Here is a 21,068-nt window from a genome sequence, read left to right as displayed (position 1 = left end):
GCATGAGCCGCAAGTCAGCAGTGGTCATCGGACACGGAATGGTCGGACATCGATTCGTCGAGGCGTTGCGTGCGCGCGACGAGTCGGACGACTGGTCGGTGACGGTGCTCTGCGAGGAGCCCCTCCCCGCGTACGACCGGGTGGGACTGTCCTCCTACGTGGGGGCGTGGGACCCCAAGGAGCTTGCGCTCGCGGGCAACGACTACCCGGACGACGCTCTCGTCGATCTCCGGATCGGCCGCCGGGCCGCGACCATCGATCGGGAGTCCCGCAAGGTCACCACCGATTCGGGCGAGGTCGTCGCGTACGACGCTCTCGTGATGGCCACCGGTTCGTACCCGTTCGTGCCGCCGATCCCCGGGCACGACCGGCCGGAGTGCTTCGTCTACCGCACGCTCGACGACCTCGACGGCATCCGGAAGCGGGCCGACGCGGCCGGTCCCGGCGCCGTCGGTGTCGTCGTCGGCGGTGGTCTGCTCGGACTCGAGGCCGCGAACGCCCTCAAATTGATGGGCATGACACCGCACGTCGTCGAGTTCGCACCCCGGCTGATGCCCCTGCAGGTGGACGAGGGCGGTGGAGCGCTGCTCGCCAACCTGGTCACCGACCTGGGTCTCACCGTCCACACGGGTGTCGGCACCGCAGGCATCACCGAGGGTCCGGACGGGATCAGCGTCGAACTGTCCGACGGTTCGGTGATCGAGGCCGCGCTGCTGGTGTTCTCCGCGGGTGTGCGGCCGCAGGACCAGCTGGCCCGCGACGCCGGACTCGAGGTCGGCGAGCGGGGCGGGATTATCACGGACCTCGGCTGCCGCACGTCGGACGAGAACATCTACGCGGTCGGCGAGTGCGCCGCGGTGGAGGGACGGTGCTACGGCCTCGTCGCACCCGGCTACACCACCGCGGAGATCGTCGCGGACCGGTTGCTCGGCGGGGCGGCGGAGTTCCCGGGCGCCGACCTGTCCACCAAGCTCAAGCTGATGGGTGTGGACGTCGCCAGCTTCGGCGACGCGCACGCTCAGACCCCCGGCGCCCTGGAGGTGGTCCTCAGCGACGCCGCCAAGGGCACCTACGCCAAGCTGGTGGTGTCCGACGACGCGAAGACGCTGCTCGGCGGCATCCTCGTCGGCGACGCGTCCGCATACGCGTCGCTGCGCCCGCTCGTCGGCCGTGAACTGCCGGGCGATCCGGCCTCGCTCATCTCGCCGGCGGGGGAGAAGCCCGGCGCCGGCTCCCTGCCCGACGACGCCGAGGTGTGCTCCTGCAACGGCGTCACCAAGGGTTCCATCTGCGGGGCCATCGCCGACGGTGCCTGCGACATCGCGCAGGTCAAGAGCTGCACCAACGCCGGAACGACGTGCGGCGGCTGCCTGCCGACGATCAAGCAGCTCCTCGCGTCGTCCGGCGTGGTGATGTCCAAGGCGCTGTGCGAGCACTTCGAGCAGTCCCGCGCCGAACTGTTCGAGATCGTGCAGGCCACCGACACGCGCACGTTCTCCGCGCTCATCTCGAAGTACGGGAAGGGGTCGGGCTGCGACATCTGCAAGCCCGTCGTCGCATCGATCCTGGCGTCCACCGACTCGGATCACATCCTGCACCGCAACCAGGCGGGCCTGCAGGACACGAACGACCACTTCCTCGCCAACATCCAGAAGAACGGCACCTACTCGGTGGTGCCGCGGATGCCCGGCGGCGAATGCACGCCCGAACAGCTCATCGTCATCGGCGAGGTGGCCCGCGACTTCGGCCTCTACACCAAGGTCACCGGCGGTCAGCGCATCGACCTGTTCGGCGCCCGCGTCGAACAGCTGCCCGCGATCTGGAAGCGACTCGTCGACGCGGGCATGGAGTCCGGTCAGGCCTACGGCAAGTCGCTGCGCACCGTGAAGAGCTGCGTCGGATCCACCTGGTGCCGGTACGGCGTGCAGGACTCCGTCGGCATGGCGGTCGACCTGGAGAACCGGTACCGGGGCCTGCGGTCCCCGCACAAGCTCAAGTTCGGTGTCTCGGGTTGCGCCCGCGAATGCGCCGAGGCACGCGGCAAGGACGTCGGCGTCATCGCCACCGAGAACGGCTGGAACCTGTACGTCGGCGGCAACGGCGGCCAGTCCCCGAAGCACGCCCAGCTGCTCGCCGGTGGGCTCGACGACGAGACCCTGGTCCGCTACATCGACCGGTACCTCATGTTCTACATCCGCACCGCGGATCGTCTTCAGCGCACCGCGCCGTGGGTCGACTCCCTCGAAGGCGGGCTCGACCACCTCAAGGCCGTGGTGTGCGAGGACAGCCTGGGCATCGCCGCCGACCTCGAGGCGGCCATGGCCAAGCACGTTCTGGGATACAAGGACGAGTGGGCGGGCGTGCTCGAGGACCCGGAGAAGCTGTCGCGGTTCGTGTCGTTCGTCAATGCGCCCGAGGAAGCCGATCCGACCGTCTCGTTCGACGACACGGGCGTCCGAAAGGTCCCCGTGTTGATGGGAATGCCGAAATTCGCAGCTTCTACACCGGAGTAATCCCCGCTTAACGCTGCGGAAACACCGACCCCGAACGATGTATCCAAGCACGGATACACACCAGCCCGAAGGAGGACTGTGATGACCGTCGTCGACATGAACGTGCACAGTGCCAGTGGAACCAGGCGTGAAAGCGTCCAGTCAGGCCGTCTCGAATGGACGTCCGCGTGCCCGCTCAGCCAGCTGATTCCCGGTCTCGGGGTGGCGGTACTGCTGCGAGGCGGGGAGCAGGTGGCACTGTTCCTGCTCGAGGACGGAACGCTGCGCGCCGTGGGCAACATCGACCCGTTCGGGCGCGCGGCCGTGATGTCCCGCGGCCTCGTTGGTGACCGGGCCGGCGAGCCCACCGTGGCGTCGCCGCTGCTCAAGCAGGTGTTCTCGCTGGTCGACGGACGCTGCCTCGACGACGAGTCGGTGTGGTTGCCCGTGTACGACGTGCGGGTGTGGGCCGGCGTCGTCCAGGTTCACAGCACGAACGCGTGAACGACGACACGCCGCTGTGCGGATTCACGATCGGAATCACGGCGTCCCGGCGTGCGGAAGAATTCGCCACGCTGCTGACGCGGCGCGGTGCCACCGTGGTGCACGCCCCGGCCATCCGCATCATCCCGCTGGCCGACGACACGGAACTCGAGCGCGTCACGCGCCAGATCATCGACAACCCGCCGGAGATCGTCGTCGCGACGACGGGGATCGGCTTCCGCGGCTGGATGGAGGCCGCGGACGGCTGGGGCGAAGCGGAGGAGCTGGGCCGCGCACTGGCGTCGAGCCGCCTGCTGGCCCGCGGACCCAAGGCGAAGGGCGCGATCCGGGCCGCGGACCTGCGGGAAGAGTGGTCACCCGCCTCGGAGTCGTCGGCCGAGGTGCTCGATCACCTGCTCGGTGAGGGCGTCGAAGGCAAGCGCATCGCGGTCCAGCTGCACGGTGCCACCACGGAATGGGAGCCCGTCGCGGACTTCTGCGAGGTGCTCCGCTGCGCGGGCGCCGACGTGATCGCCGTCCCCGTCTACCGGTGGACACCGCTCGAGGACCAGGCCCCGATGGACCGGATGATCGAACTGATCGCCTCCGGCGGCCTCGACGCGGTCAGCTTCACCAGCGCACCGGCGGTCGCCTCGCTGCTGACCCGCGCCAAGGAGACCGGAATGATCGAGATGGTGCTGCACTCGTTCCGGCACCGAGTCCTCGCGGCCTGTGTGGGGCCGGTGACCGCGGGACCGCTGCGCGAACTCGAGGTGCCGACGACGACGCCGGCGCGCTCGCGGCTGGGTGCCCTCGCGCGGCACATCGCCGACGAACTGCCGAGGCGGGCGAACAAGATCCAGACCGCCGGACACGAACTGAGCATCCGCGGCGGCTGCGTCGTCGTCGACGGCGAGGTGCGGCAGCTGCCCCCCGCCGCGATGTCGCTGATGCGCACGCTCGGCGCCAGGCCCGGCCGGGTCGTACCCCGGGACGAACTGCTCGCGGCGCTGCCCGGTGGTGGTGGCGACACCCACGCCGTGGAGACGGCCGTGGCGAGGCTGCGGGCGTCCCTGGGCGCACCGAAAGCCGTCCAGACGGTGGTCAAGCGGGGATACCGCCTCGCTCTCGACCCCGTCGACTGCGTCGATTCACGTGAGGAGGGACAGCAATGAACGAGACAGCACTCGTACTGGTGGCACACGGCACGCGGAGTCCCCGGGGCGTGGAGATGATCGCCGCGCTCGCCGACGCCGTCGCCGAGCAGGTCGGACCCACCCGGGTGTCCTTCGTGGACGTTCTCGGGCCCTCACCGGCCGAGGTGCTCCGCGACATCACCGGGCCCGCCGTCGTGGTCCCGGCGTTCCTCGCGTCCGGCTACCACGTCCACACCGATGTTCCGCGGGAAGTCGCGGACAGTGGTCACCCCTCGGTGGCCGTGACCCGGGCGCTGGGACCGGACCCCGTTCTCGCGGAGGTCCTGCTGCGGCGCCTCGTCGACGCGGGCTGGCGGCCCGGCGACGCGGTCGTGCTCGCCGCGGCCGGCTCGTCCGACCCGCGGGCCCTGCGCGACGTCCGGCGCGCCGCGGCGTTGCTGTCGGAGCTCGTCGCGTCGCGGGTCCGGATCGGCTACGTGGCGACAGCGCAGCCGCGCGTCCCCGACGTGGTGGCCGGATTGCGTGCGAGCGGCGAGAAGCGCGTGTTCGTCGCGTCGTATCTCCTGGCCCACGGACTGTTCCACGCGCGCCTCGCCGATGCCGGTGCGGACGGAGTGGCCGAGCCGCTCGGTGTCGATCCGGCCCTCGTCGACCTCGTGGCGGAGCGCTACCGCAGCGGAATTCCGGCCGCGCTGCACACCCTGTCGTTCCAGCGCTGACCCGTCAGCGCGGTAGCGGCACCAGCTCGGCCAGCTCACCGTCGGCCGCGCCCGCCGGTACCAGCGCCAGCGCTTCGCGGTCGATCAGGCCCGCGAGATGCGCGGTGCGGATGCCGGGGTCGACGCGCCACGTGCCATCCGGTTGCGGGACCGCGGGCAGGATCCGGGTGGCGTCGCCACTGACCTCGGACGCATTCGCAATACGCACCAGCTGACGCGGTGCCGGGGTGCGGCCCGTGAGTGCGGCCGCGATGGACGGAACCGTGGTCAGGAGCGTCACGACCGCGGCGTACGGATTCCCGGGCAACCCGAGCACCACCCGCCCGTCGGGCAGCAGCGCGGTCACCTGCGAACCGCCCGGGCGGCACCGCACCCGCCCCACCACGGTCCGGGCCTCCGCCCGGTCGAGCGCCGCACGCAACTGGTCGGCCGCGCCGCCGCCGGTGGCCCCGACGATCACGATCAGATCCGGCTGGCGGACTTCCCGGAACAGTTCGTCGAAGCTGTCGGACGTGTCGCGCAGGTGGGCGTCCGCGACCGTCCGGATGCCGCACCACGAGAGGAACTGGGGGAGAACGGGTCCCAGCGCATCCCGCGTCTGCCCGTGTCGCAGCGGACCGTCCCGCCGGATCTCGTCCCCCGTCACCACCACGTGCGCGCGGACTGGTCCGCGGACCCCCGCGGTGGTCACCTCCGCGCTCGCGGCGGCGGAGACGAGGGCGGGCGTGACGGTCGTGCCCTCCGCCGCGAGCCGGTACCCCTCGTGCCAGTCCTCGCCACGCCGCCGCGCGTCGTCGCGCACGGGGGCGTCCTCCCGGCGGGACAGTCGCGGCCCCACGGAGGTGTCTGTCGCCACGGCGAATTCGTCCCGCACGACGGCGGTGGCGCCACTGGGGAGGTGCGCACCCGTCGCGATCCGGGCCGCCTCGCCCTCCGCCAGCTCGAGTTCCTCGGAGCTCCCCGCGTACCGGATGTCGTCGCGCAGCACCCACGGACCGTCGCCTGCGACGGCGTATCCGTCCATGGCGGAGACGGCGATGCGCGGGAGAGCTTCGGCGGCGAGCAGCGGCTCGGCGAGGGTGGCGCCGAGCGCCGTGCCGAGCGCCGCGGACCGCGGCTGGAGCGGGGGGACAGCAGTCAGGATCGCCTCCCGGGCCTCGGCGATCGTGACGGGCGCCGCCGCGGCCCTGCTCCGGGCCCGCTCGACGTCCTCCGATGTGTCGCAATCGGTGACGCCGCGGAACAGAACCGTCGCGAACGCGTCCGGAACGAGCGCCTTCATCGGCTGATTGACCGCCGACCCGAGCGCGCGCACGCGGTCGGTCAACGCACCGACACGCCACGCGGACAACAGGAACTGCAGGCGGCCCGACTCGTCGACCGCGAACACGGTGTCGGCGTCCTGCACGGCGGCGGCGAGGGCCTCCACCATCGTGGGCTCCGCGAACGGCAGGTCCGACGCGAGCAGAATCACCCGGTCGTCCGGTTCGGCGTCGAGCACGGCGAGTCCGGCGGCCACCCCCGCGACCGGCCCGGCGCCCGGTGGCGTCTCCTGCGTCTGGAGCACCGTCGAATCGAGGTCGGCGCGCCGAGGTCCCACGACGACGATGCGCTCACAGTCGTCGACGGCGTCGAGGGCGGTGTCGAGCATCCGGCGTCCGCCGACCACCACGGCCGGCTTGTCGACGCCGCCCATCCGAGTGGCTCGTCCACCGGCGAGGACGATCGCGTGAACGGGTGCGGCAGAGTTCATTCCCTCATGCTGCCGCACATCCTCAGTCGCTGTGCAGGTGGCTGCGCGGAGGTCCGGCGAGCCCGGACCGTCCGCCGCGCGCCGTGCTGACGCAGAGCCAGGCCACCGACGCCAGGCTGAGGGCCAAGAGGATTCCAATTACCAGCATGTATCGATTGTCGGGGCAAAGTGGACCGCGAATTCCAGTCCTCTGTGGGAAAGTGGCCTATATGAGTGTCGAACCAGTCCGAAGCGTCTCGGCGACCGAGTTGGCGGTGCTGCTCGGTGCGGCGCCCACCGGCGGGCAACCGCTGTACCGCGGGCTCGCCGACGCCCTCCGCGAGAGAGTGGCGGACGGGTCGATGGCCGTGGGAGTCCGGCTGCCCGCCGAACGGGCCCTCGCGGAGGAGCTCCGGCTCAGCCGGGTGACGGTCAGTGCCGCGTATCGCGAACTCCGCGAGTCCGGTTGGGCGTCGGCGCGACACGGATCGGGAACCTTCGTGGCGATGCCGTCGGGACCGCCGGCGTGGGGAAGCATGGTGGGCGCGCCGGTGGACGGTGTCATCGACCTCGTCAATGCCGCGCCGGCGGCGGCCCCCGAACTCAGGGAGGCCTACCTGGACGCCGTCGACGAGTTGCCCCGCTTCATGTCCCAGCACGGATACCACCCCGGCGGACTGACGACGCTCCGGGCGGCGATAGCAGGCCACTACACCCGCAGGGGTCGCCCGACCACCCCGGATCAGATCCTCGTCACGGGTGGCGCAGGTGATGCCACCGAAGTGGTCTTCGAGGCTCTGGTCGAGGCGGGCGACCGCGTCCTGGTCGAACACCCGACCTATCCCGGGGCGGTCGAGTCCGTGCAGGCGGCCGGCGGCCGACCCGTTCCGGTGGCGATCGATGCGACCGACCCGGACGCGTTCGTCGCCGAGGTCGACCGGGCCGCGCGGCAGAGCGCCCCGACGGTGGCGTACCTGATGCCGGACTTCTCCAATCCCTCGGGAGCCAGGGCGACCCCCGAGGGCAGGCGGCGACTGGCCGCGACCCTGGCGCGCCACGGCGTGGTGACCGTCGTGGACGAGGTGGCGGCGGAACTCGTGCTGGACGGTTCGGACGACCACGAGCCGTTCGGCGTCCCGGTCCCGGAATCGGCGGCTGTGGCGATCGGCAGCCTCAGCAAAACCGTGTGGGGAGGTATCCGCATCGGCTGGGTGCGTGCCGAGGCCGCCCGCACCGCACAGATGGCCAAGATCATGGCACGCAGGCAATTGTCGGTCTCGGTGCTGGATCAGCTTGCGGCCGTCCGCTTGTTCGCCCGGCACGACCGTCTGGTCGCGCAGCGGCGCCGGGACCTCCGGGTGCAGCGGGACGCGCTCGCGGCGGCTGTCGACGATCGGTTGCCCGGGTGGAACTACGTGCTGCCCGCCGGGGGGCTGTCCCTGTGGTGCGCGCTCCCGGCCGGAACGAGTTCGACGGAACTCGTCGCCGCGGCCCGGTCGAGGGGCTTGCTCCTGGCTCCCGGGCCCCGGTTCGGTACCGGCCATCTGTTCGACGACCACCAGCGGTTGCCCTTCACGCGGCCGGTGTCCGAGCTGACCGCAGCCGTGAATATCCTTGCCACCCTGGTCGTGTCCGGCGACGCGTCGATGTCCGCGGCGCCGACGCTCGTCGTGTGACGCGCGGGTGTCCGGCGTGAAAGTACCTGTGAATCGAAGTATCGGTCAGAGACCAGTTCGGTACCGGGAAAGGGGCTGATCTTTATCGACGCTCTGGCATAGTGATGCCGTCGACCGCTCGCTGAATTGGGGTATGTCATGGGCTCGTTGTTCCGCAGATCCTTCGGCGCCGCTGTACTCGGCTCGGTCCTCGCGCTGACTGCCGCCCTCGTGGGCGCAGGCACCTCCTCGGCGCAACCACCGTTGCCGTTGCCCCCCTTGCTGTCCGCACCCGCTGCCGACGCGATCTTCCCCGTCGCCGACCCCGACCCCTTCTACCTCCAGCCCGCGGACGTCGCCGACCATGCACCGGGCGAGGTCCTGAAGATCCGGCAGCTGCCGCCGTCGTACTACTTCCCCGGCAGCGCGATGTGGGAGCTGCTGTTCCGGACCACCGACTCCGAGGGCAAGCCGATCGCGGCGAACACCACGTACGTGCTGCCCCCGAACCACGTCCCGGACGGACCGCTGGTGTCGTACCAGCACATCATCAATTCGCTGGGCAACAAGTGCAAGATCGTCACCGAGCTCTACACCACCGACCCCCTGCACCAGATCCGCGAGGCTGCGGGACTCAACATCGCACTCGCGCGCGGGTGGGCAGTGGCGCTGCCCGACCATCTCGGACCGAGGATGGCGTACGGCGCAGCGAAGCTCGGTGGCCAGATCACCCTCGATGGCATCCGCGCCGTGCAACGGGTCCCGGAACTGCAGGTGCAGAACAGCAAGGTCGGACTGGGCGGATACTCCGGCGGCGGCATGGCCACGGCCTGGGCGGCGGCGCTGGCGCCGAGCTACGCCCCCGAACTGAACATCGTCGGCGCCGCCGAGGGCGGAACCCCGATGAACCTGGTGAAGATGGCGGAGGCACTCGGCACCAACCCGCACCCCGCGTTCGGTCTCGCGATGGCCGCCGCACTGGGCCTGGAACGCGAATACCCGGACCGCATCGACGTCAGCGGCCAGCTCAACGATCAGGGCCGCTGGATGAAGCAGATGATCGGCAACGGATGCACCAACGAGATCATGCTGTTCGGACTCGGGCGCAGCGCGTCACAGATGACCGACAACAAGAACTTCATGGACGATCCGGAAGCGTGGAAGGTGATGGAGGAGAACAGTCTGGAGCTGTATGCGGGCGTGCCCACCACGCCGATCTTCGAATGGCACAGCCCGACGGACGCACTGATCCCGGTCGATTCGATCGACACCACCCTGCGGCGGTACTGCGACGCGGGCACACCGGTGCAGACGCTGCTCACTCCGACCCCCGACCACCTGTCGGCGGCGGCGCTGGGACTGCCGCAGGGGCTGGACTGGATGGACGCCCGGTTCCGCGGTGATCCCGCGCCGAGCACCTGCTGAGGCGGGCGGGACGTCAGCCGGACCGATCGAACCGGTGCCGGGCCGCCGCGAGATCCACGCGGCCGTCCCGGATGGGAACACCCTCGAGTTCGAGCTTCGCGATCTGCCGGTGCGCGAGGTGCGGCGCCGGTCGTCCCGACGCGCCCAGCACCCGGTGCCAGGGGAGGTCGGCGGAGTCGGTGCGCATGATCCAGCCGACCGTCCGCGCACTGGACAGCCCTGCCGCCGAGGCGATGTCGCCGTACGTGGCCACCCGGCCGGGTGGAATCGACGCGACCAGCGCGCGGACCGCCTCGACCTGTTCCTCCGTCGTCGCGACCATCAGAGGAGTGTGCGGACGAGCTCGGCGACCTCGTCGGGCCGGGCCTGCGGCACCATGTGATCGCAGTCGAGGTCGACGGCGGTGAGGTTGTCGCCCAGATGGTCGGTGAGAGCCTTGCGGAACTCGGGTGTGACGTACGGCGGCTGCACCTTCGACGCCTGCACGAGGACGGTCGGCAGGTGCGCGGGCGGCAGGACGGCCTCGCGTGCGAGCTCGCCCCAGGCCGTGACGACGGCGGGGGTGGACAGCCGCCAGTTGACCCGGCCGTTCGCCAGCGGCACCAGGTGTTCGGCGATCTCGTTCTCGAGGACGTCGCGGGCCACTTCGCCCCACGAGCCGTGCACCTTCTCGGACCGGGCCTCCGCGACGTCGGTGTAGTCGGGGGAGGAGATGGTGAGATCCGCCACCGATTGCATCAGCTCGGCATCGAGCCCGATCGCGGGATCGAGCAGCACGAGTCCCCGGACGCGGTCGGGGACGGCCCGCGACAGGTGCAGTGCCAGGGCACACCCGAACGAGTGACCCACGACCAGCACGGGTCCCCGGGCGTGTGCGTCGAGCGTGTCGACGAGACTCCTGACGTGGGCCTCGAGATTCCACGGCGGCGACCACGTGGAGCGGCCGTGGCCGAGCAGGTCGGGGGAGATCCAGCGGGCGTCCGGCAGGTGGTCGGTGGCCAGCGCCTCCCACCGTCTGCCGTGACCGGTGAGTCCGTGCAGGGCGAGGATCTCCGTGCCGTCCTCGGCGCCGAACAGGTACGTATTCAGTGCTGACACGTGACCCATGATGCCGGATCGGGTCGCCGCACGGGATGTCGGACCGCTCTGGTGGAATGCCATCCATGACGGAATCGGCGGTGCGCACCAGGACGTCGGTTCCCCGTGCCCGGCTCGTGCACCGCCAGAACCCGGTCCGCGAGGCCCGGGTGTGGGACGACGCCACGCAGCGGGTCCTCACCGCAACGCCCCTCGGCCTGGGCTGGAATCCCTGGCAGGTGCTCGGCGGCCCGGGAACGGGCAAGACGTCGCTTCTCGTCGACGTCGCGGTGGACCGGATCGCCGGCGGCGAGGACCCGGAGTCGGTGCTCGTCCTGACGCAGTCGAAGCGAGCGGCGGGGCGGGTGCGCGAAGCGGTCACCGCCGCCCTCATCGGCCACGACGAACATCACGGCCCCCGCGCCACGCGCGAACCGCTCGTCCGCACCGTCCACTCCTACGCCTTCGCGGTGCTGAGACTGCAGGCCGCCGCCCACGGAAATCCACCCCCGCGGCTCATCACCGGCGCCGAACAGGACGCGGTGCTGCGCGAGATGCTGCACGGCGACATCGCGGACGGCGGCGAGATGTGGCCCGAACGTCTGCGTCCCGCACTGGCGCTGGGCGGCTTCGCCGTCGAACTACGCGACCTCATGCTGCGCTCGAGCGAGCGCGGTCTCGGCCCGGAAGACCTGATCAAGCTGGGCCAGCGGCACTCCCGTCCCGAGTGGGTGGCGGCGGGGATGTTCGCCGCCCGGTACGAGCACGGCATGCTGCTGCGCGGAGCCGTCGGTGTCGAGGCCCCCGAGGCCACGGCGCCCGCACTCGACGCCGCCGAACTCATCGGCGCGGCCCTCACCGCGTTCGCCACCGACCCCGACCTGCTGCGCACCGAGCGGGCCCGGGTGCGGCACCTGCTCGTCGACGACGCCCAGCACCTCGATCCGCAGGCCGCGGAACTCGTCCGGCTCCTCGGCACCGGTACCCGCACCACGGTCGTCGCCGGCGACCCGGACCAGTCGATCTACGGCTTTCGCGGAGCCGACCCGACATTCCTCGCCGAGCTGGCCGACAAGGGCGATCCCCGGCAGGTGTTGCTGCCGGTCAACTTTCGCAGTTCGGCGGAGGTCGCGACCACGGCGGCCCGGATCACGTCCCGGCTACCAGGACACCTGCCGCATCGGATCTGGAGCCCCGCGCAGGACGGTGGCCGGACGTCGGTCCGGGTGCTGAGCACGGCGGCGAAAGAGGCCGCGCTCATCGCCGACACCCTGCGTCGCGCCCACCTCCTCGACGGGGTGCCGTGGTCGGAGATGGCGGTGATCGTGCGCTCGGTTCCACGGGCCCTGGCGCCGCTGCGCCGCGCCCTGCTGGGTGCGGGTGTGCCCGTCACCACCGCGGCGTCCGAGCTGCCGCTGGCCCGTCAGCACGGGGTGTCGGGACTGATGCTGGTGCTGCGGGCCCTGTCGGGTCAGGAATTCACGGGCGAGGACGCGCTCGCCCTGCTCGCCGGCCCGGTCGGCGGCGCAGAACCCGTGGCGCTCCGGCGTCTTCGCCGTGGTCTGCGGCGCGCCGAGCTGGCGTCCGGCGGCGACCGCGACTCGGCGGAGCTCCTCCGTCTCGTGCTGGTGGGCGAGACCGACAGCACCCGCAGGGTCACGGCCAAGCTGACCGACGTCGAAGCGGCATCCCTGAACCGGGTGCTGTCCGTGCTGCGCAAGGCGAAGGTTCCCCTGGACCGCGGGCGCGGCATCGAGGACGTGCTGTGGGCGGCATGGCAGGCCACCGGACTCGAACGCCGCTGGTCGGCGGCCTCCGCCCGCGGGGGTCCGATCGGTGCCCAGGCCGACCGCGACCTCGACGCCGTGGTCGCCCTGTTCGACGCCGCGGCGAGTTACGTCGACCGCCTCCCGCGCGCACAGCTCGCCGGGTTCGTCGACTACCTCACCGGGCAGGCCATTCCCACCACACGGAACGTCTCCGCAGTCCCGGTCGACGCCGTCTCGGTGCTCAGCGCCCACTCGGCTGCCGGCCGCGAATGGGACGTCGTCGCGGTCGCCGGTGTGCAGGAAGGGCTGTGGCCCAGTCTGCGGGCCCGCGGAAGTCTGCTCGGCACCGAGGCGCTGATCGATCTGACCGCCGGAGTGTCCGACGGCAGCGAGACGGCCGCCGACCGGATGTCGCGCACCGCACCGCTCCTGGCCGAGGAACGCAGGCTGTTCCTGGTGGCGTGCAGCCGGGCGCGGCGGAGTCTGCTCGTCACCGCGGTCGACTCGGCCAGCGGCGACGCCGACCTCGTCCACTCCCGTTTCGTCGACGAACTGCTCGCCGGAGACCAGGATTCGGACGTCGAGGAGGCGGTCGTGCAGGCGGAGGATCCCGCGACCCGGGTCCTCGCTCTCCCCGCCCTGGTCGCCGAATTGCGCAGCGTGGTCTGCGATCCGGACGTCGCGGAATCCGACCCCGCCCGGCAGGAACGCGCGGCGCGCCAACTCGCCCGGCTCGCCGACGCCGGAGTGCGCGGTGCACACCCGGACCAGTGGTACGGCACCGCCGCGCCGAGCACCGGCGTGGCGTTGTGGAACGAGGAGGACGGCCCGGTGTCGCTGTCGCCGTCCACCATCGACCTGCTCAACACGTGCCCGCTGCGGTGGCTGCTCGAACGCCACGGCGGGACGGACGGCGACAACACTCACGCCATCGCCGGAACGCTCGTGCACACGCTGGTGCAGGCGCTCGCCGGGCGGATACCGCCCGATCAGGTGGCACGCGCGCTCGAGAATGCCTGGGAGTCGATCGATCTGGGGTCACAGTGGTACTCGCGGCGCGAACTCGACCGCACCCGGGACATGCTCGCCACGTTCACCGCCTGGCTCGGTAACACCCGGTCCGAACTCACCGAGGTCGGTGTCGAGGTGGCAGTCGACGGCGTCCTGGAACCGCGGGAAGAGGGTTCCCCGACGATCCGGCTGCGGGGGCGGATCGATCGGCTCGAGCGTGATGCCGAGGGCAGGCCCGTCATCGTCGACGTGAAGACCGCCCGCTCACCCGTCACCAAGGACGACGCCCAGCAGCACGCCCAGCTGGCGGCGTACCAGGTGGCGGCGGCGGTCGGCGCGATCGACGGGGAGCCGGCGTCGAAACCCGGTGGGGCGCGGCTGGTCTTCGTCGCCAAACCGCACAAAAAGGAAGGCGCGACCCAGCGGGTGCAGGCACCGCTGGAGGACGAGGACCTCGAGGTGTGGCTCGCGGTCATCCACGCGGCAGCGGCGGCCACCAAGGGGCCGGAGTTCCTCGCCCGCGTCAACGACGGTTGCCGGCACTGCCCGGTGCGCACGAGTTGCCCCGCGCACGACGAGGGACGGCAGGTGACGTCGGAATGACGATCCGTATCGACCCGGTGGAACTCGCCGTCGGCCTGGGGCAGCATCCACCGACACCGGAGCAGGCTGCCGTCATCGCGGCCCCCCTAGGCCCGACTCTCGTCGTCGCGGGGGCAGGCGCGGGCAAAACCGAGACGATGGCGGCCCGCGTCGTGTGGCTGGTGGCCAACGGTGTCGTTGACCCCGAGGCGGTGCTGGGGCTGACGTTCACCCGGAAGGCGGCGCAGCAGCTGACCGCCCGGATCAGGAAACGCCTTGCCCGGCTGGCGGGTTCGGACCTGCTCCGCAGGGTCGACCCGGGCGGCGACCTGCGGTCGCGGATCCTCGCGGGCGAACCGGAAGTCAGCACCTACCACTCCTACGCCGGGCGACTGCTGTCCGAGCACGGGCTCCTGCTGCCCATCGAACCCTCGGCGACGCTCCTGTCGGAGACGGAACTGTGGCAGCTGGCGCACCGGGTGGTCAGCTCGTGGGACGGCGACCTCGACACCGACCGGAATCCGGCGTCCGTCACCGAAGCCGTGCTCGCGCTGTCCGGGCAACTGGCCGAGCATCTCGTCGAACCGGACGATCTGCGGGAGGCCCACACCGAGCTCGACAAGCTCGTCCACACCCTGCCCGCCGGACCGCGGCAGCGCGGCGGCCCCGGAAAGGAACTGCTCGACATCCTCGACACCCAGCACCGGCGGGTGGAACTCCTTCCACTGGTGCACCGTCTCGCGGACACTCTGCGCCGGGAAGGTGCGCTCGACTTCGGCAGCCAGATGTCGCTGGCGGCACGGGTCGCCGCGGACCATCCCGAGGTGGGACTCGCCGAGCGCACCCGCTTCCGGGTGGTGCTGCTCGACGAGTACCAGGACACGGGACACTCGCAGCGGGTGCTGCTGTCGTCCCTGTTCGGCGGAGGCCTCGACGGCGAACTCGCGCTCACCGCGGTGGGCGACCCCATGCAGTCCATCTACGGCTGGCGTGGTGCCTCGGCGGCCAACCTGCCCCGCTTCGCGACGGATTTCCCGCTGGCGAACGGAGATCCGGCGCCGACCCTGGAACTGCTCACGAGCTGGCGTAACCCGCCGGAGGCCCTGGCGCTGGCCAACATGGCTTCGGCGTCCCTGCGCGAGCGGGGCGTGTCGGTCAGCACGCTGCGGGCACGACCACAGGCCGTCCCGGGTGATGTGCGGCTGGCCCTCACCGGTGACGTCGTGCAGGAGCGCGAATGGGTGGCCGACCGCATCGCCGAACAGTACGCGGACGCCACGAGCCGGGGCGAGGATCCGCCGACCGCCGCGGTGCTGATCCGCCGCAACGCGGACGCCGCACCGATCGCGGAGGTCCTGCGTTCCCGGGGGCTGCCGGTCGAAGTGGTCGGGCTCGGCGGACTGCTCCACACCCCCGAGGTGGCCGACGTGATCGCGATGCTCCGGGTGGTCGCCGACCCGATGGCGGGCAGTGCCGCCGTGCGGATGCTGACCGGGGCGAGATGGCAGATCGGGGCCGCCGACCTGACGGCGCTGTCGCGGCGAGCATCCGAACTGGCCATCGGAACCGGCTACGGCACCACCGGCGCCGTCACCGATTCGTCCGCTCTGGCCGACGCCGTCGGCCAGGCGTTGCCCGGTGAACACGCGGAGCAGGCCGGGCTGGCGGACGCCCTCGCGGATCCCGGCCCCGCCGAACGCTATTCGCAGGTCGGCTTCGCCCGGATCACCGCCGTCGCGGCGGAGTTGGCGTCTCTGCGTGAGCGGATCGGGCAGCCACTCACCGAGCTGGTGGCCGAGGTGGAACGGGCTCTGGGTATCGGCATCGAGGCGCAGGCCCGGACGCGTCGGTCGGCGCGGGGCAGTGCCGGCCGTGAACATCTCGACGCCTTCGCCGACGTCGTCGCCGGGTACGCGAGCCGCACGTCGGCCACCGTCACCGGACTGCTCGCGTTCCTGTCGGCCGCCGAATCGGTCGAAAAAGGTTTGGCGCCGGGCGAAGTCGAGGTGGACCCGCACCGCGTCCAGGTGCTGACGGTGCACTCCGCGAAGGGGCTGGAGTGGGAAGTGGTGGCGGTACCGCACCTCACGGCGGGCGTCTTTCCGTCGCGGACGGCGTCCGGGTCCTGGCTCGGTGCCGTCGGTGAACTGCCGCCGTCGTTGCGCGGAGACCGTGCGCGGCCGGGGGAGTCGGCCGACGGCGTGCCCGTTCTCGAGCTCGAGAACCTGTACGACCGGAAAGACCTCGAGGAGGCCGTGAAGGCGCACAAGGCGGCGCTGGCGTCGCGCAAACTCGACGAGGACCGCCGGCTGTTCTACGTCGCACTCACCCGCACCGAACGGGTGCTGTTCGCGTCGGGTCACCACTGGGCAGAATCCGGAACCGAGCCCAAGGGTCCGTCGGAGTTCCTCACCGAACTGCGCGACACGGTGACCGACGAGGAGCACGAGGGAATCGGGATCGTCGACATCTGGGCGCCCGCACCCGAACCCGACGAGCAGAACCCGCTGACGAGTACCCCCAAGTCGGCTGTGTGGCCGCGGGATCCGCTCGGGCTCCGCCGGGAGTCGGTCGAGCGGGGCGCGGCGCTGGTCGTCGCGGCGCTGACGAGTGCCGGCGAGCCGGCACCGGCAGGCGAGGACGACGATCCCGAGAACTGGGCAGCCGACGTCGACGCGCTTCTCGCGGAGCGGGAGGCGCGGGCGAACGCGCGCACCGAGGTGGTGTTGCCCGGTCAGTTGTCGGTGAGCCAGCTCGTCGAGTTGGAAGCCGACCCGGACGCCCTGGCCGCCCGGCTGCGGCGTCCGCTGCCGTTCCCGCCGAATCCGCTCGCGCGGCGCGGTACCGCGTTTCACGCCTGGGTGGAGCGCCGCTTCGGGGCCACCCGGCTGCTCGACCTCGACGAGCTGCCCGGTGCCGCCGACACGGATGCGGGCCCCGACACCGACCTCGCGACCCTGCAGGATGCGTTTCTGCGCTCGTCCTGGGCGGACCGCAACCCGACCGAGGTCGAGGTGCCGTTCGAGACTTCGGTGGCGGGCACGGTGCTGCGCGGCCGGATCGACGCGGTGTTCACCGACCCCGACGGCGGGTGGACGGTGATCGACTGGAAGACCGGCGCCGAGCCGAGCGCGGCCAACGAGAAGGCCGTCGTGATGCAGCTGGCCGCGTACCGGCTGGCGTGGGCCGAACTGATGGACGTTCCGATCGAGCGGGTTCGCGCCGCGTTCCACTACGTGCGGACAGGGCGGACGATCGCGCCGGACCACCTGCCCGACGCCGACGCGCTTGCCCGTCTGCTCCGTTCCGCCGGTTCTCCCGACGAGGAGATCAGGCCTGACGTCGAGCCTTCAGCGACTCGGTGACCAACGGGATCTGCAGCGGAAGACGCAGCAGCACACCGGCTTTCTGCGCATTCGTCGTCTTGGAGCTCTTCAGCCAGTCCACTGCCATGTTGACGTTGGCGGGGAAGACGGCGACGAACAGGAGAGCAGCGAGGACGCCACCGAGCCTGCGGGTTCGCGGCACGGCGAGCGCGGTGCCGATGGCGAGCTCGGTGACCCCCGACACGTACGTGTAGGTGCGGGCCTCGCCCGGAAGTTGGGTGGGGATCGTGGAGTCGAAGAACTTGGGGGCGACGAAGTGCATCGTGCCGGCGCCGAGCAGCAGCGCGGCAAGGCGGAGTGCGGGCTTCTGGCTCGGTCGTGGTGTGTGGCTCTCTCGTTGCATGACGTCAGCTTGCCCGAACCACTCGGTTCGCGACAACGAGGCTCCGACGTGTCACCGACGGGGCAATCGGGGTTAGGCTGCCAGCCGATGTCGGAGTTCAGTGCAACGTGGGGACGAACATATGGCCGGTAGGCTGCGTGAGAGATTGACCAGGTCGGACACCCTGACCGACCGGCCTGACTTCGCGTTGGTGGGGGTGCTCCGGATTCCGGAGCTGCAGACCAGTCCGGCGCGGGCGATCTACCGCCGCGTGGGTATCGCCCTGGCGGCGTTGATGTTGGCGGTTCTCATCGTCTACATCGACCGGGCGGGCTACCGCGACGCGCAGGACAACGAATTGTCGCTGCTCGACTGCATCTACTACGCGACGGTGTCGTTGTCCACGACGGGCTACGGCGACATCACGCCGTTCACCCCGTCCGCGAGGCTCGTCAACGTTCTCCTGATCACGCCTCTTCGAATCTTCTTCCTCATCGTCCTCGTCGGTACGACTCTCTCCGCGCTCACGCAGAGCTCCCGGCAGGCGTTCAAAATCCAGCGTTGGAGGCAGCACGTGCGCAATCACACCGTGGTGATCGGCTACGGAACCAAGGGACGCACCGCGATCGACGCGATGCTCGGCGACGACGTTCCGCCGTCGGAGATCGTGGTGGTCGACACCGATCACGCGGTGCTCGACTCGGCGGCCAGCAAGGGGCTCGTCACGGTCCACGGGTCCGCCACCAAATCGGACGTGCTGCGGTTGGCGGGCGCGCAGAACGCGTCGGCGATCATCGTCGCGGCCAACCGTGACGACACCGCGGTGCTGGTGACGCTGACGGCGCGCGAGATCGCACCGAAGGCGAAGATCGTCGCGGCGATCCGCGAATCCGAGAACACGCATCTGCTCCGGCAGTCCGGCGCCGATTCGGTCGTCGTGTCCTCCGAGACCGCGGGCCGGCTCCTCGGCATCGCCACGAAGACGCCGAGCGTCGTCGAGATGATGGAGGACCTCCTGACTCCGGAGGCCGGTTTCGCGATCGCGGAGCGCCCCGTGGAGCGGGACGAGATCGGCGGCTCCCCGCGTCACCTCGCGGACATCGTGCTCGGCGTGGTGCGGGACGGGCGGCTGATCCGGGTCGGCTCACCGGAGGTCGATTCGATCGAGGAGAACGACCGACTGCTGTACATCCGTCGGGTCGCCAACTGACCGGCAGTAGTGTCGACGGCGTGACTGAATTCCGGCTGAACGACACCCCGCTCCTGTCCCGCTCCGCCGTCGGGCGGGCCGAGGAATTGCGTTCGGACACGGACGCGCTGCGAGCGGGCTGGCGGGATGCACTGCTGCTGCGCGTCAATCACCGCGGACAGGTGCGGGTAGGGGACGACGGCCTCGTCTTCGCGGAGGCCACCGAACTCGGCCCCGAACCGCAACGCGGGGCGGTCTTCCTCGGCATCCGCAAGGACCGGCACGTGTGGGCGGTGCGGGTGCAGGCGCTGACCGGCGAACTGGCGGATCTCCGGATGCTGGGCGGGACGCTGGACGACGCGGACGCCGGCGTACTCACCGGGGCCCTCGCGATGCTCAACTGGCACGACAGCGCGGGCTTCAGCGCGCTCGACGGCGCGCCGTCCGAGCCGACGACGTCGGGGTGGTCGCGGATCTCGACGAGCACCGGGCACGAAGAATTTCCCCGCACCGATCCGGCGGTCATCTGCCTCGTGCACGACGGCGGAGACCGCGTCCTGCTAGCCCGGCAGCCCACGTGGCCGGCGCGGCGGTTCTCGATCCTGGCCGGATTCGTCGAGGCCGGTGAGTCGCTGGAGACGTGCGTGGTCCGGGAGATCAAGGAAGAAGTGGGTGTCGACGTCCGTGACGTGCGTTACCTGGGCAGCCAGCCGTGGCCGTTTCCCCGTTCGGTGATGATCGGGTTCGCGGCCGTCGGCGATCCCGACGCCCCGCTGACGTTCGCGGACGGCGAGATCGCCGAGGCCCGGTGGTTCACTCGGGACGAGGTGCGCACGGCACTCGAACTCGGCGACTGGGCGTCGGACACCGACGCCCCGCTGCTGCTCCCGGGCTCGATTTCCATCGCTCGCGGAATCATCGAGTCCTGGGCGGGAGCAGCGACGGAGTCCTAGACGCCGAGGAGCTTCTTGACCTGCGCCAACGACGGGTTGGTCGCGGTGCTGCCGTCGGCGAACTTGACGGTGGGGACGACGTGGTTGCCGCCGTTGACGCTGCCGACGAACTCCGCCGACGCCGGGTCGTCCTCGATGTCGATCTCCATGTAGCCGATGCCGGATTCGTCCAGCTGCGTCTTCAGGCGCCGGCAGTAGCCGCACCAGGTGGTGGAGTAGATGGTCAGGGCCGGGGTGTCGGTAGCAGTCACGGCGGATATAACACCACGACTCCGTCGTGTGTTCCCACTGCGGTGTTCGTCCGCTTCGCGCCGTGTCGGTTGCCCCTGTCATGATGGACGCCATGTCAGCAGCCGGCGCAGCAGAGGTGACGAGTACCGGTCTCGATCCCGAACAGTCCGCAGCGGTACTCGCTCCCCGGGGCCCGGTGTGTGTGCTGGCGGGGGCCGGAACAGGGAAGACCCGGACCATCACCCGGCGTATCGCGCACCTCGTGGCCAGTGGGCACGTCGCCGCGGGACAGGTGCTGGCGGTCACGTTCACCGCTCGCGCGGCAGGTGAGATGCGCGGCCGGCTGCGCAGCCTGGGGATCGGCGACGGGGGAGCGCAGGTCCAGGCGCGCACGTTCCACGCCGCCGCACTCCGGCAGCTCAGGTACTTCTGGCCGCAGGTGATCGGCGACACGGAGTGGCGGCTGCTGGACCGCAAGTTCGCGGTCGTGTCGTCCGCCGCCGGACGGGTCGGGTTGTCCACCAGCACGGAGAGCGTCCGCGACCTGGCGAGCGAGATCGAGTGGGCCAAGGCCTCGCTGATCGCGCCGGAGGACTACCCGCGTGCGGTGGCCAAGTTACGCCGGGAGGCGCCGGTCGACGCCGCGAAGGTCGCCGAGGTCTATCACGGCTACGAGCAGCTCAAGGCCCGCGGCCAGGACGGGATGCTCCTCGACTTCGACGATCTCCTGCTCCACACGGCGGCAGCGCTCGAGGAGCATTCGGCTGTCGCCGAGGAGTTCCGCGACCGATACCGGTGCTTCGTCGTGGACGAGTACCAGGACGTCACCCCGCTACAGCAGCGTGTCCTCGACGCCTGGCTCGGGGAGCGGGACGACCTCACCGT

At 70.9% G+C, this 21,068-nt stretch carries 17 protein-coding genes; 11 read left to right on the top strand and 6 right to left on the bottom strand.

Going from position 1 to position 21,068, the window contains the following annotated elements; translation table 11 throughout:
• The first annotated feature begins 2 nt into the window (after positions 1-2).
• The 4 genes from nirB (at position 3) to QM693_RS25630 (ending at position 4,851) form a co-directional block, all read left to right on the top strand.
• Positions 3-2,513 (top strand): nitrite reductase large subunit NirB, encoded by a 2,511-nt coding sequence (gene nirB / locus QM693_RS25645; RefSeq protein ID WP_280781653.1) that lies wholly within the window; start codon positions 3-5, stop codon positions 2,511-2,513.
• Between the two features lie 81 nt (positions 2,514-2,594).
• On the top strand, positions 2,595-2,996 hold the full coding sequence (nirD, locus tag QM693_RS25640) for a nitrite reductase small subunit NirD (protein WP_280781654.1): 402 nt from the start codon (positions 2,595-2,597) through the stop codon (positions 2,994-2,996).
• Positions 2,993-4,150, top strand: a complete 1,158-nt coding sequence (locus tag QM693_RS25635; protein ID WP_105413145.1) for a uroporphyrinogen-III synthase — start codon at positions 2,993-2,995, stop codon at positions 4,148-4,150. Before nirD ends, QM693_RS25635 begins: the two co-directional genes overlap by 4 nt.
• Complete coding sequence (locus QM693_RS25630) at positions 4,147-4,851, top strand: sirohydrochlorin chelatase (protein ID WP_283335230.1); 705 nt, start codon at positions 4,147-4,149, stop codon at positions 4,849-4,851. Before QM693_RS25635 ends, QM693_RS25630 begins: the two co-directional genes overlap by 4 nt.
• Positions 4,852-4,855: 4 nt before the next feature.
• On the opposite strand, the gene QM693_RS25625 is transcribed toward QM693_RS25630, so the two are convergent.
• On the bottom strand, positions 4,856-6,604 hold the full coding sequence (locus QM693_RS25625; RefSeq protein WP_283353752.1) for an NTP transferase domain-containing protein: 1,749 nt from the start codon (positions 6,602-6,604) through the stop codon (positions 4,856-4,858).
• Positions 6,605-6,626: 22 nt separating this feature from the next.
• Positions 6,627-6,752, bottom strand: coding sequence for a hypothetical protein (locus QM693_RS25620; protein ID WP_274542819.1), 126 nt, complete (start codon positions 6,750-6,752; stop codon positions 6,627-6,629).
• Between the two features lie 61 nt (positions 6,753-6,813).
• On the opposite strand from QM693_RS25620, the gene yczR reads away from it, so the two are divergent.
• Positions 6,814-8,259: a MocR-like transcription factor YczR gene (yczR, locus tag QM693_RS25615; RefSeq protein ID WP_283335233.1), complete on the top strand. Its 1,446-nt coding sequence runs from the start codon at positions 6,814-6,816 to the stop codon at positions 8,257-8,259.
• 138 nt (positions 8,260-8,397) lie between these two features.
• Positions 8,398-9,663, top strand: a complete 1,266-nt coding sequence (locus tag QM693_RS25610) for a lipase family protein (protein WP_283335234.1) — start codon at positions 8,398-8,400, stop codon at positions 9,661-9,663.
• Between the two features lie 13 nt (positions 9,664-9,676).
• On the opposite strand, the gene QM693_RS25605 is transcribed toward QM693_RS25610, so the two are convergent.
• Together QM693_RS25605 and QM693_RS25600 are read right to left on the bottom strand one after the other, a co-directional pair.
• Positions 9,677-9,985, bottom strand: a complete 309-nt coding sequence (locus QM693_RS25605) for an MGMT family protein (protein WP_009479577.1) — start codon at positions 9,983-9,985, stop codon at positions 9,677-9,679.
• Positions 9,985-10,770 carry an alpha/beta fold hydrolase gene (locus QM693_RS25600; RefSeq protein ID WP_283335274.1) on the bottom strand — a complete coding sequence of 262 codons (786 nt, stop codon included), beginning with the start codon at positions 10,768-10,770 and terminating at the stop codon, positions 9,985-9,987. Before QM693_RS25600 ends, QM693_RS25605 begins: the two co-directional genes overlap by 1 nt.
• 56 nt (positions 10,771-10,826) lie before the next feature.
• Here QM693_RS25600 and QM693_RS25595 point away from each other — a divergent pair, with 56 nt between their 5' ends.
• The gene (locus QM693_RS25595; protein ID WP_283353751.1) at positions 10,827-14,123 is read left to right on the top strand and encodes an ATP-dependent helicase; all 3,297 of its coding nucleotides are present in this window, start codon (positions 10,827-10,829) and stop codon (positions 14,121-14,123) included.
• The gene (locus QM693_RS25590) at positions 14,120-17,467 is read left to right on the top strand and encodes an ATP-dependent helicase (RefSeq protein WP_283353750.1); all 3,348 of its coding nucleotides are present in this window, start codon (positions 14,120-14,122) and stop codon (positions 17,465-17,467) included. Before QM693_RS25595 ends, QM693_RS25590 begins: the two co-directional genes overlap by 4 nt.
• On the opposite strand, the gene QM693_RS25585 is transcribed toward QM693_RS25590, so the two are convergent.
• On the bottom strand, positions 17,433-17,831 hold the full coding sequence (locus QM693_RS25585; protein WP_283335238.1) for a DoxX family protein: 399 nt from the start codon (positions 17,829-17,831) through the stop codon (positions 17,433-17,435). The genes QM693_RS25590 and QM693_RS25585 overlap by 35 nt on opposite strands.
• A gap of 121 nt (positions 17,832-17,952) precedes the next feature.
• Here QM693_RS25585 and QM693_RS25580 point away from each other — a divergent pair, with 121 nt between their 5' ends.
• Positions 17,953-19,020, top strand: coding sequence for a potassium channel family protein (locus QM693_RS25580; RefSeq protein ID WP_009479578.1), 1,068 nt, complete (start codon positions 17,953-17,955; stop codon positions 19,018-19,020).
• Between the two features lie 20 nt (positions 19,021-19,040).
• Entirely contained in the window at positions 19,041-19,952 is a 912-nt protein-coding gene (gene nudC, locus QM693_RS25575) for an NAD(+) diphosphatase (protein WP_283335239.1), read from the top strand.
• Here the strand turns inward: nudC and QM693_RS25570 are convergent.
• A complete protein-coding gene (locus QM693_RS25570; protein WP_105413134.1) occupies positions 19,949-20,203 on the bottom strand; it encodes a mycoredoxin in 255 nt (84 codons plus the stop codon). The genes nudC and QM693_RS25570 overlap by 4 nt on opposite strands.
• An 80-nt stretch (positions 20,204-20,283) precedes the next feature.
• Here QM693_RS25570 and QM693_RS25565 point away from each other — a divergent pair.
• A partial coding sequence (locus tag QM693_RS25565) for a UvrD-helicase domain-containing protein (RefSeq protein ID WP_283353775.1) occupies positions 20,284-21,068 on the top strand: 785 nt, incomplete at its 3' end.

It is taken from the genome of Rhodococcus sp. IEGM 1305 (assembly GCF_030058635.1).
Classification (GTDB): domain Bacteria; phylum Actinomycetota; class Actinomycetes; order Mycobacteriales; family Mycobacteriaceae; genus Rhodococcus_F; species Rhodococcus_F opacus_D.
Note: the sequence above shows the minus strand (reverse complement) of the source record. Positions and strands in the feature narration are given on the sequence as shown.

What these genes read in the sequence shown, in the direction of transcription:
- nirB (WP_280781653.1), top strand. Translation starts at nt 3, where the DNA reads ATGAGCCGCAAGTCAGCAGTGGTCATCGGACACGGAATGGTCGGACAT.
- nirD (WP_280781654.1), top strand. Translation starts at nt 2,595, where the DNA reads ATGACCGTCGTCGACATGAACGTGCACAGTGCCAGTGGAACCAGGCGT.
- QM693_RS25630 (WP_283335230.1), top strand. Translation starts at nt 4,147, where the DNA reads ATGAACGAGACAGCACTCGTACTGGTGGCACACGGCACGCGGAGTCCC.
- QM693_RS25625 (WP_283353752.1), bottom strand. Translation starts at nt 6,604, where the DNA reads ATGAACTCTGCCGCACCCGTTCACGCGATCGTCCTCGCCGGTGGACGA.
- QM693_RS25620 (WP_274542819.1), bottom strand. Translation starts at nt 6,752, where the DNA reads ATGCTGGTAATTGGAATCCTCTTGGCCCTCAGCCTGGCGTCGGTGGCC.
- yczR (WP_283335233.1), top strand. Translation starts at nt 6,814, where the DNA reads ATGAGTGTCGAACCAGTCCGAAGCGTCTCGGCGACCGAGTTGGCGGTG.
- QM693_RS25610 (WP_283335234.1), top strand. Translation starts at nt 8,398, where the DNA reads ATGGGCTCGTTGTTCCGCAGATCCTTCGGCGCCGCTGTACTCGGCTCG.
- QM693_RS25605 (WP_009479577.1), bottom strand. Translation starts at nt 9,985, where the DNA reads ATGGTCGCGACGACGGAGGAACAGGTCGAGGCGGTCCGCGCGCTGGTC.
- QM693_RS25600 (WP_283335274.1), bottom strand. Translation starts at nt 10,770, where the DNA reads ATGGGTCACGTGTCAGCACTGAATACGTACCTGTTCGGCGCCGAGGAC.
- QM693_RS25595 (WP_283353751.1), top strand. Translation starts at nt 10,827, where the DNA reads ATGACGGAATCGGCGGTGCGCACCAGGACGTCGGTTCCCCGTGCCCGG.
- QM693_RS25590 (WP_283353750.1), top strand. Translation starts at nt 14,120, where the DNA reads ATGACGATCCGTATCGACCCGGTGGAACTCGCCGTCGGCCTGGGGCAG.
- QM693_RS25585 (WP_283335238.1), bottom strand. Translation starts at nt 17,831, where the DNA reads ATGCAACGAGAGAGCCACACACCACGACCGAGCCAGAAGCCCGCACTC.
- QM693_RS25580 (WP_009479578.1), top strand. Translation starts at nt 17,953, where the DNA reads ATGGCCGGTAGGCTGCGTGAGAGATTGACCAGGTCGGACACCCTGACC.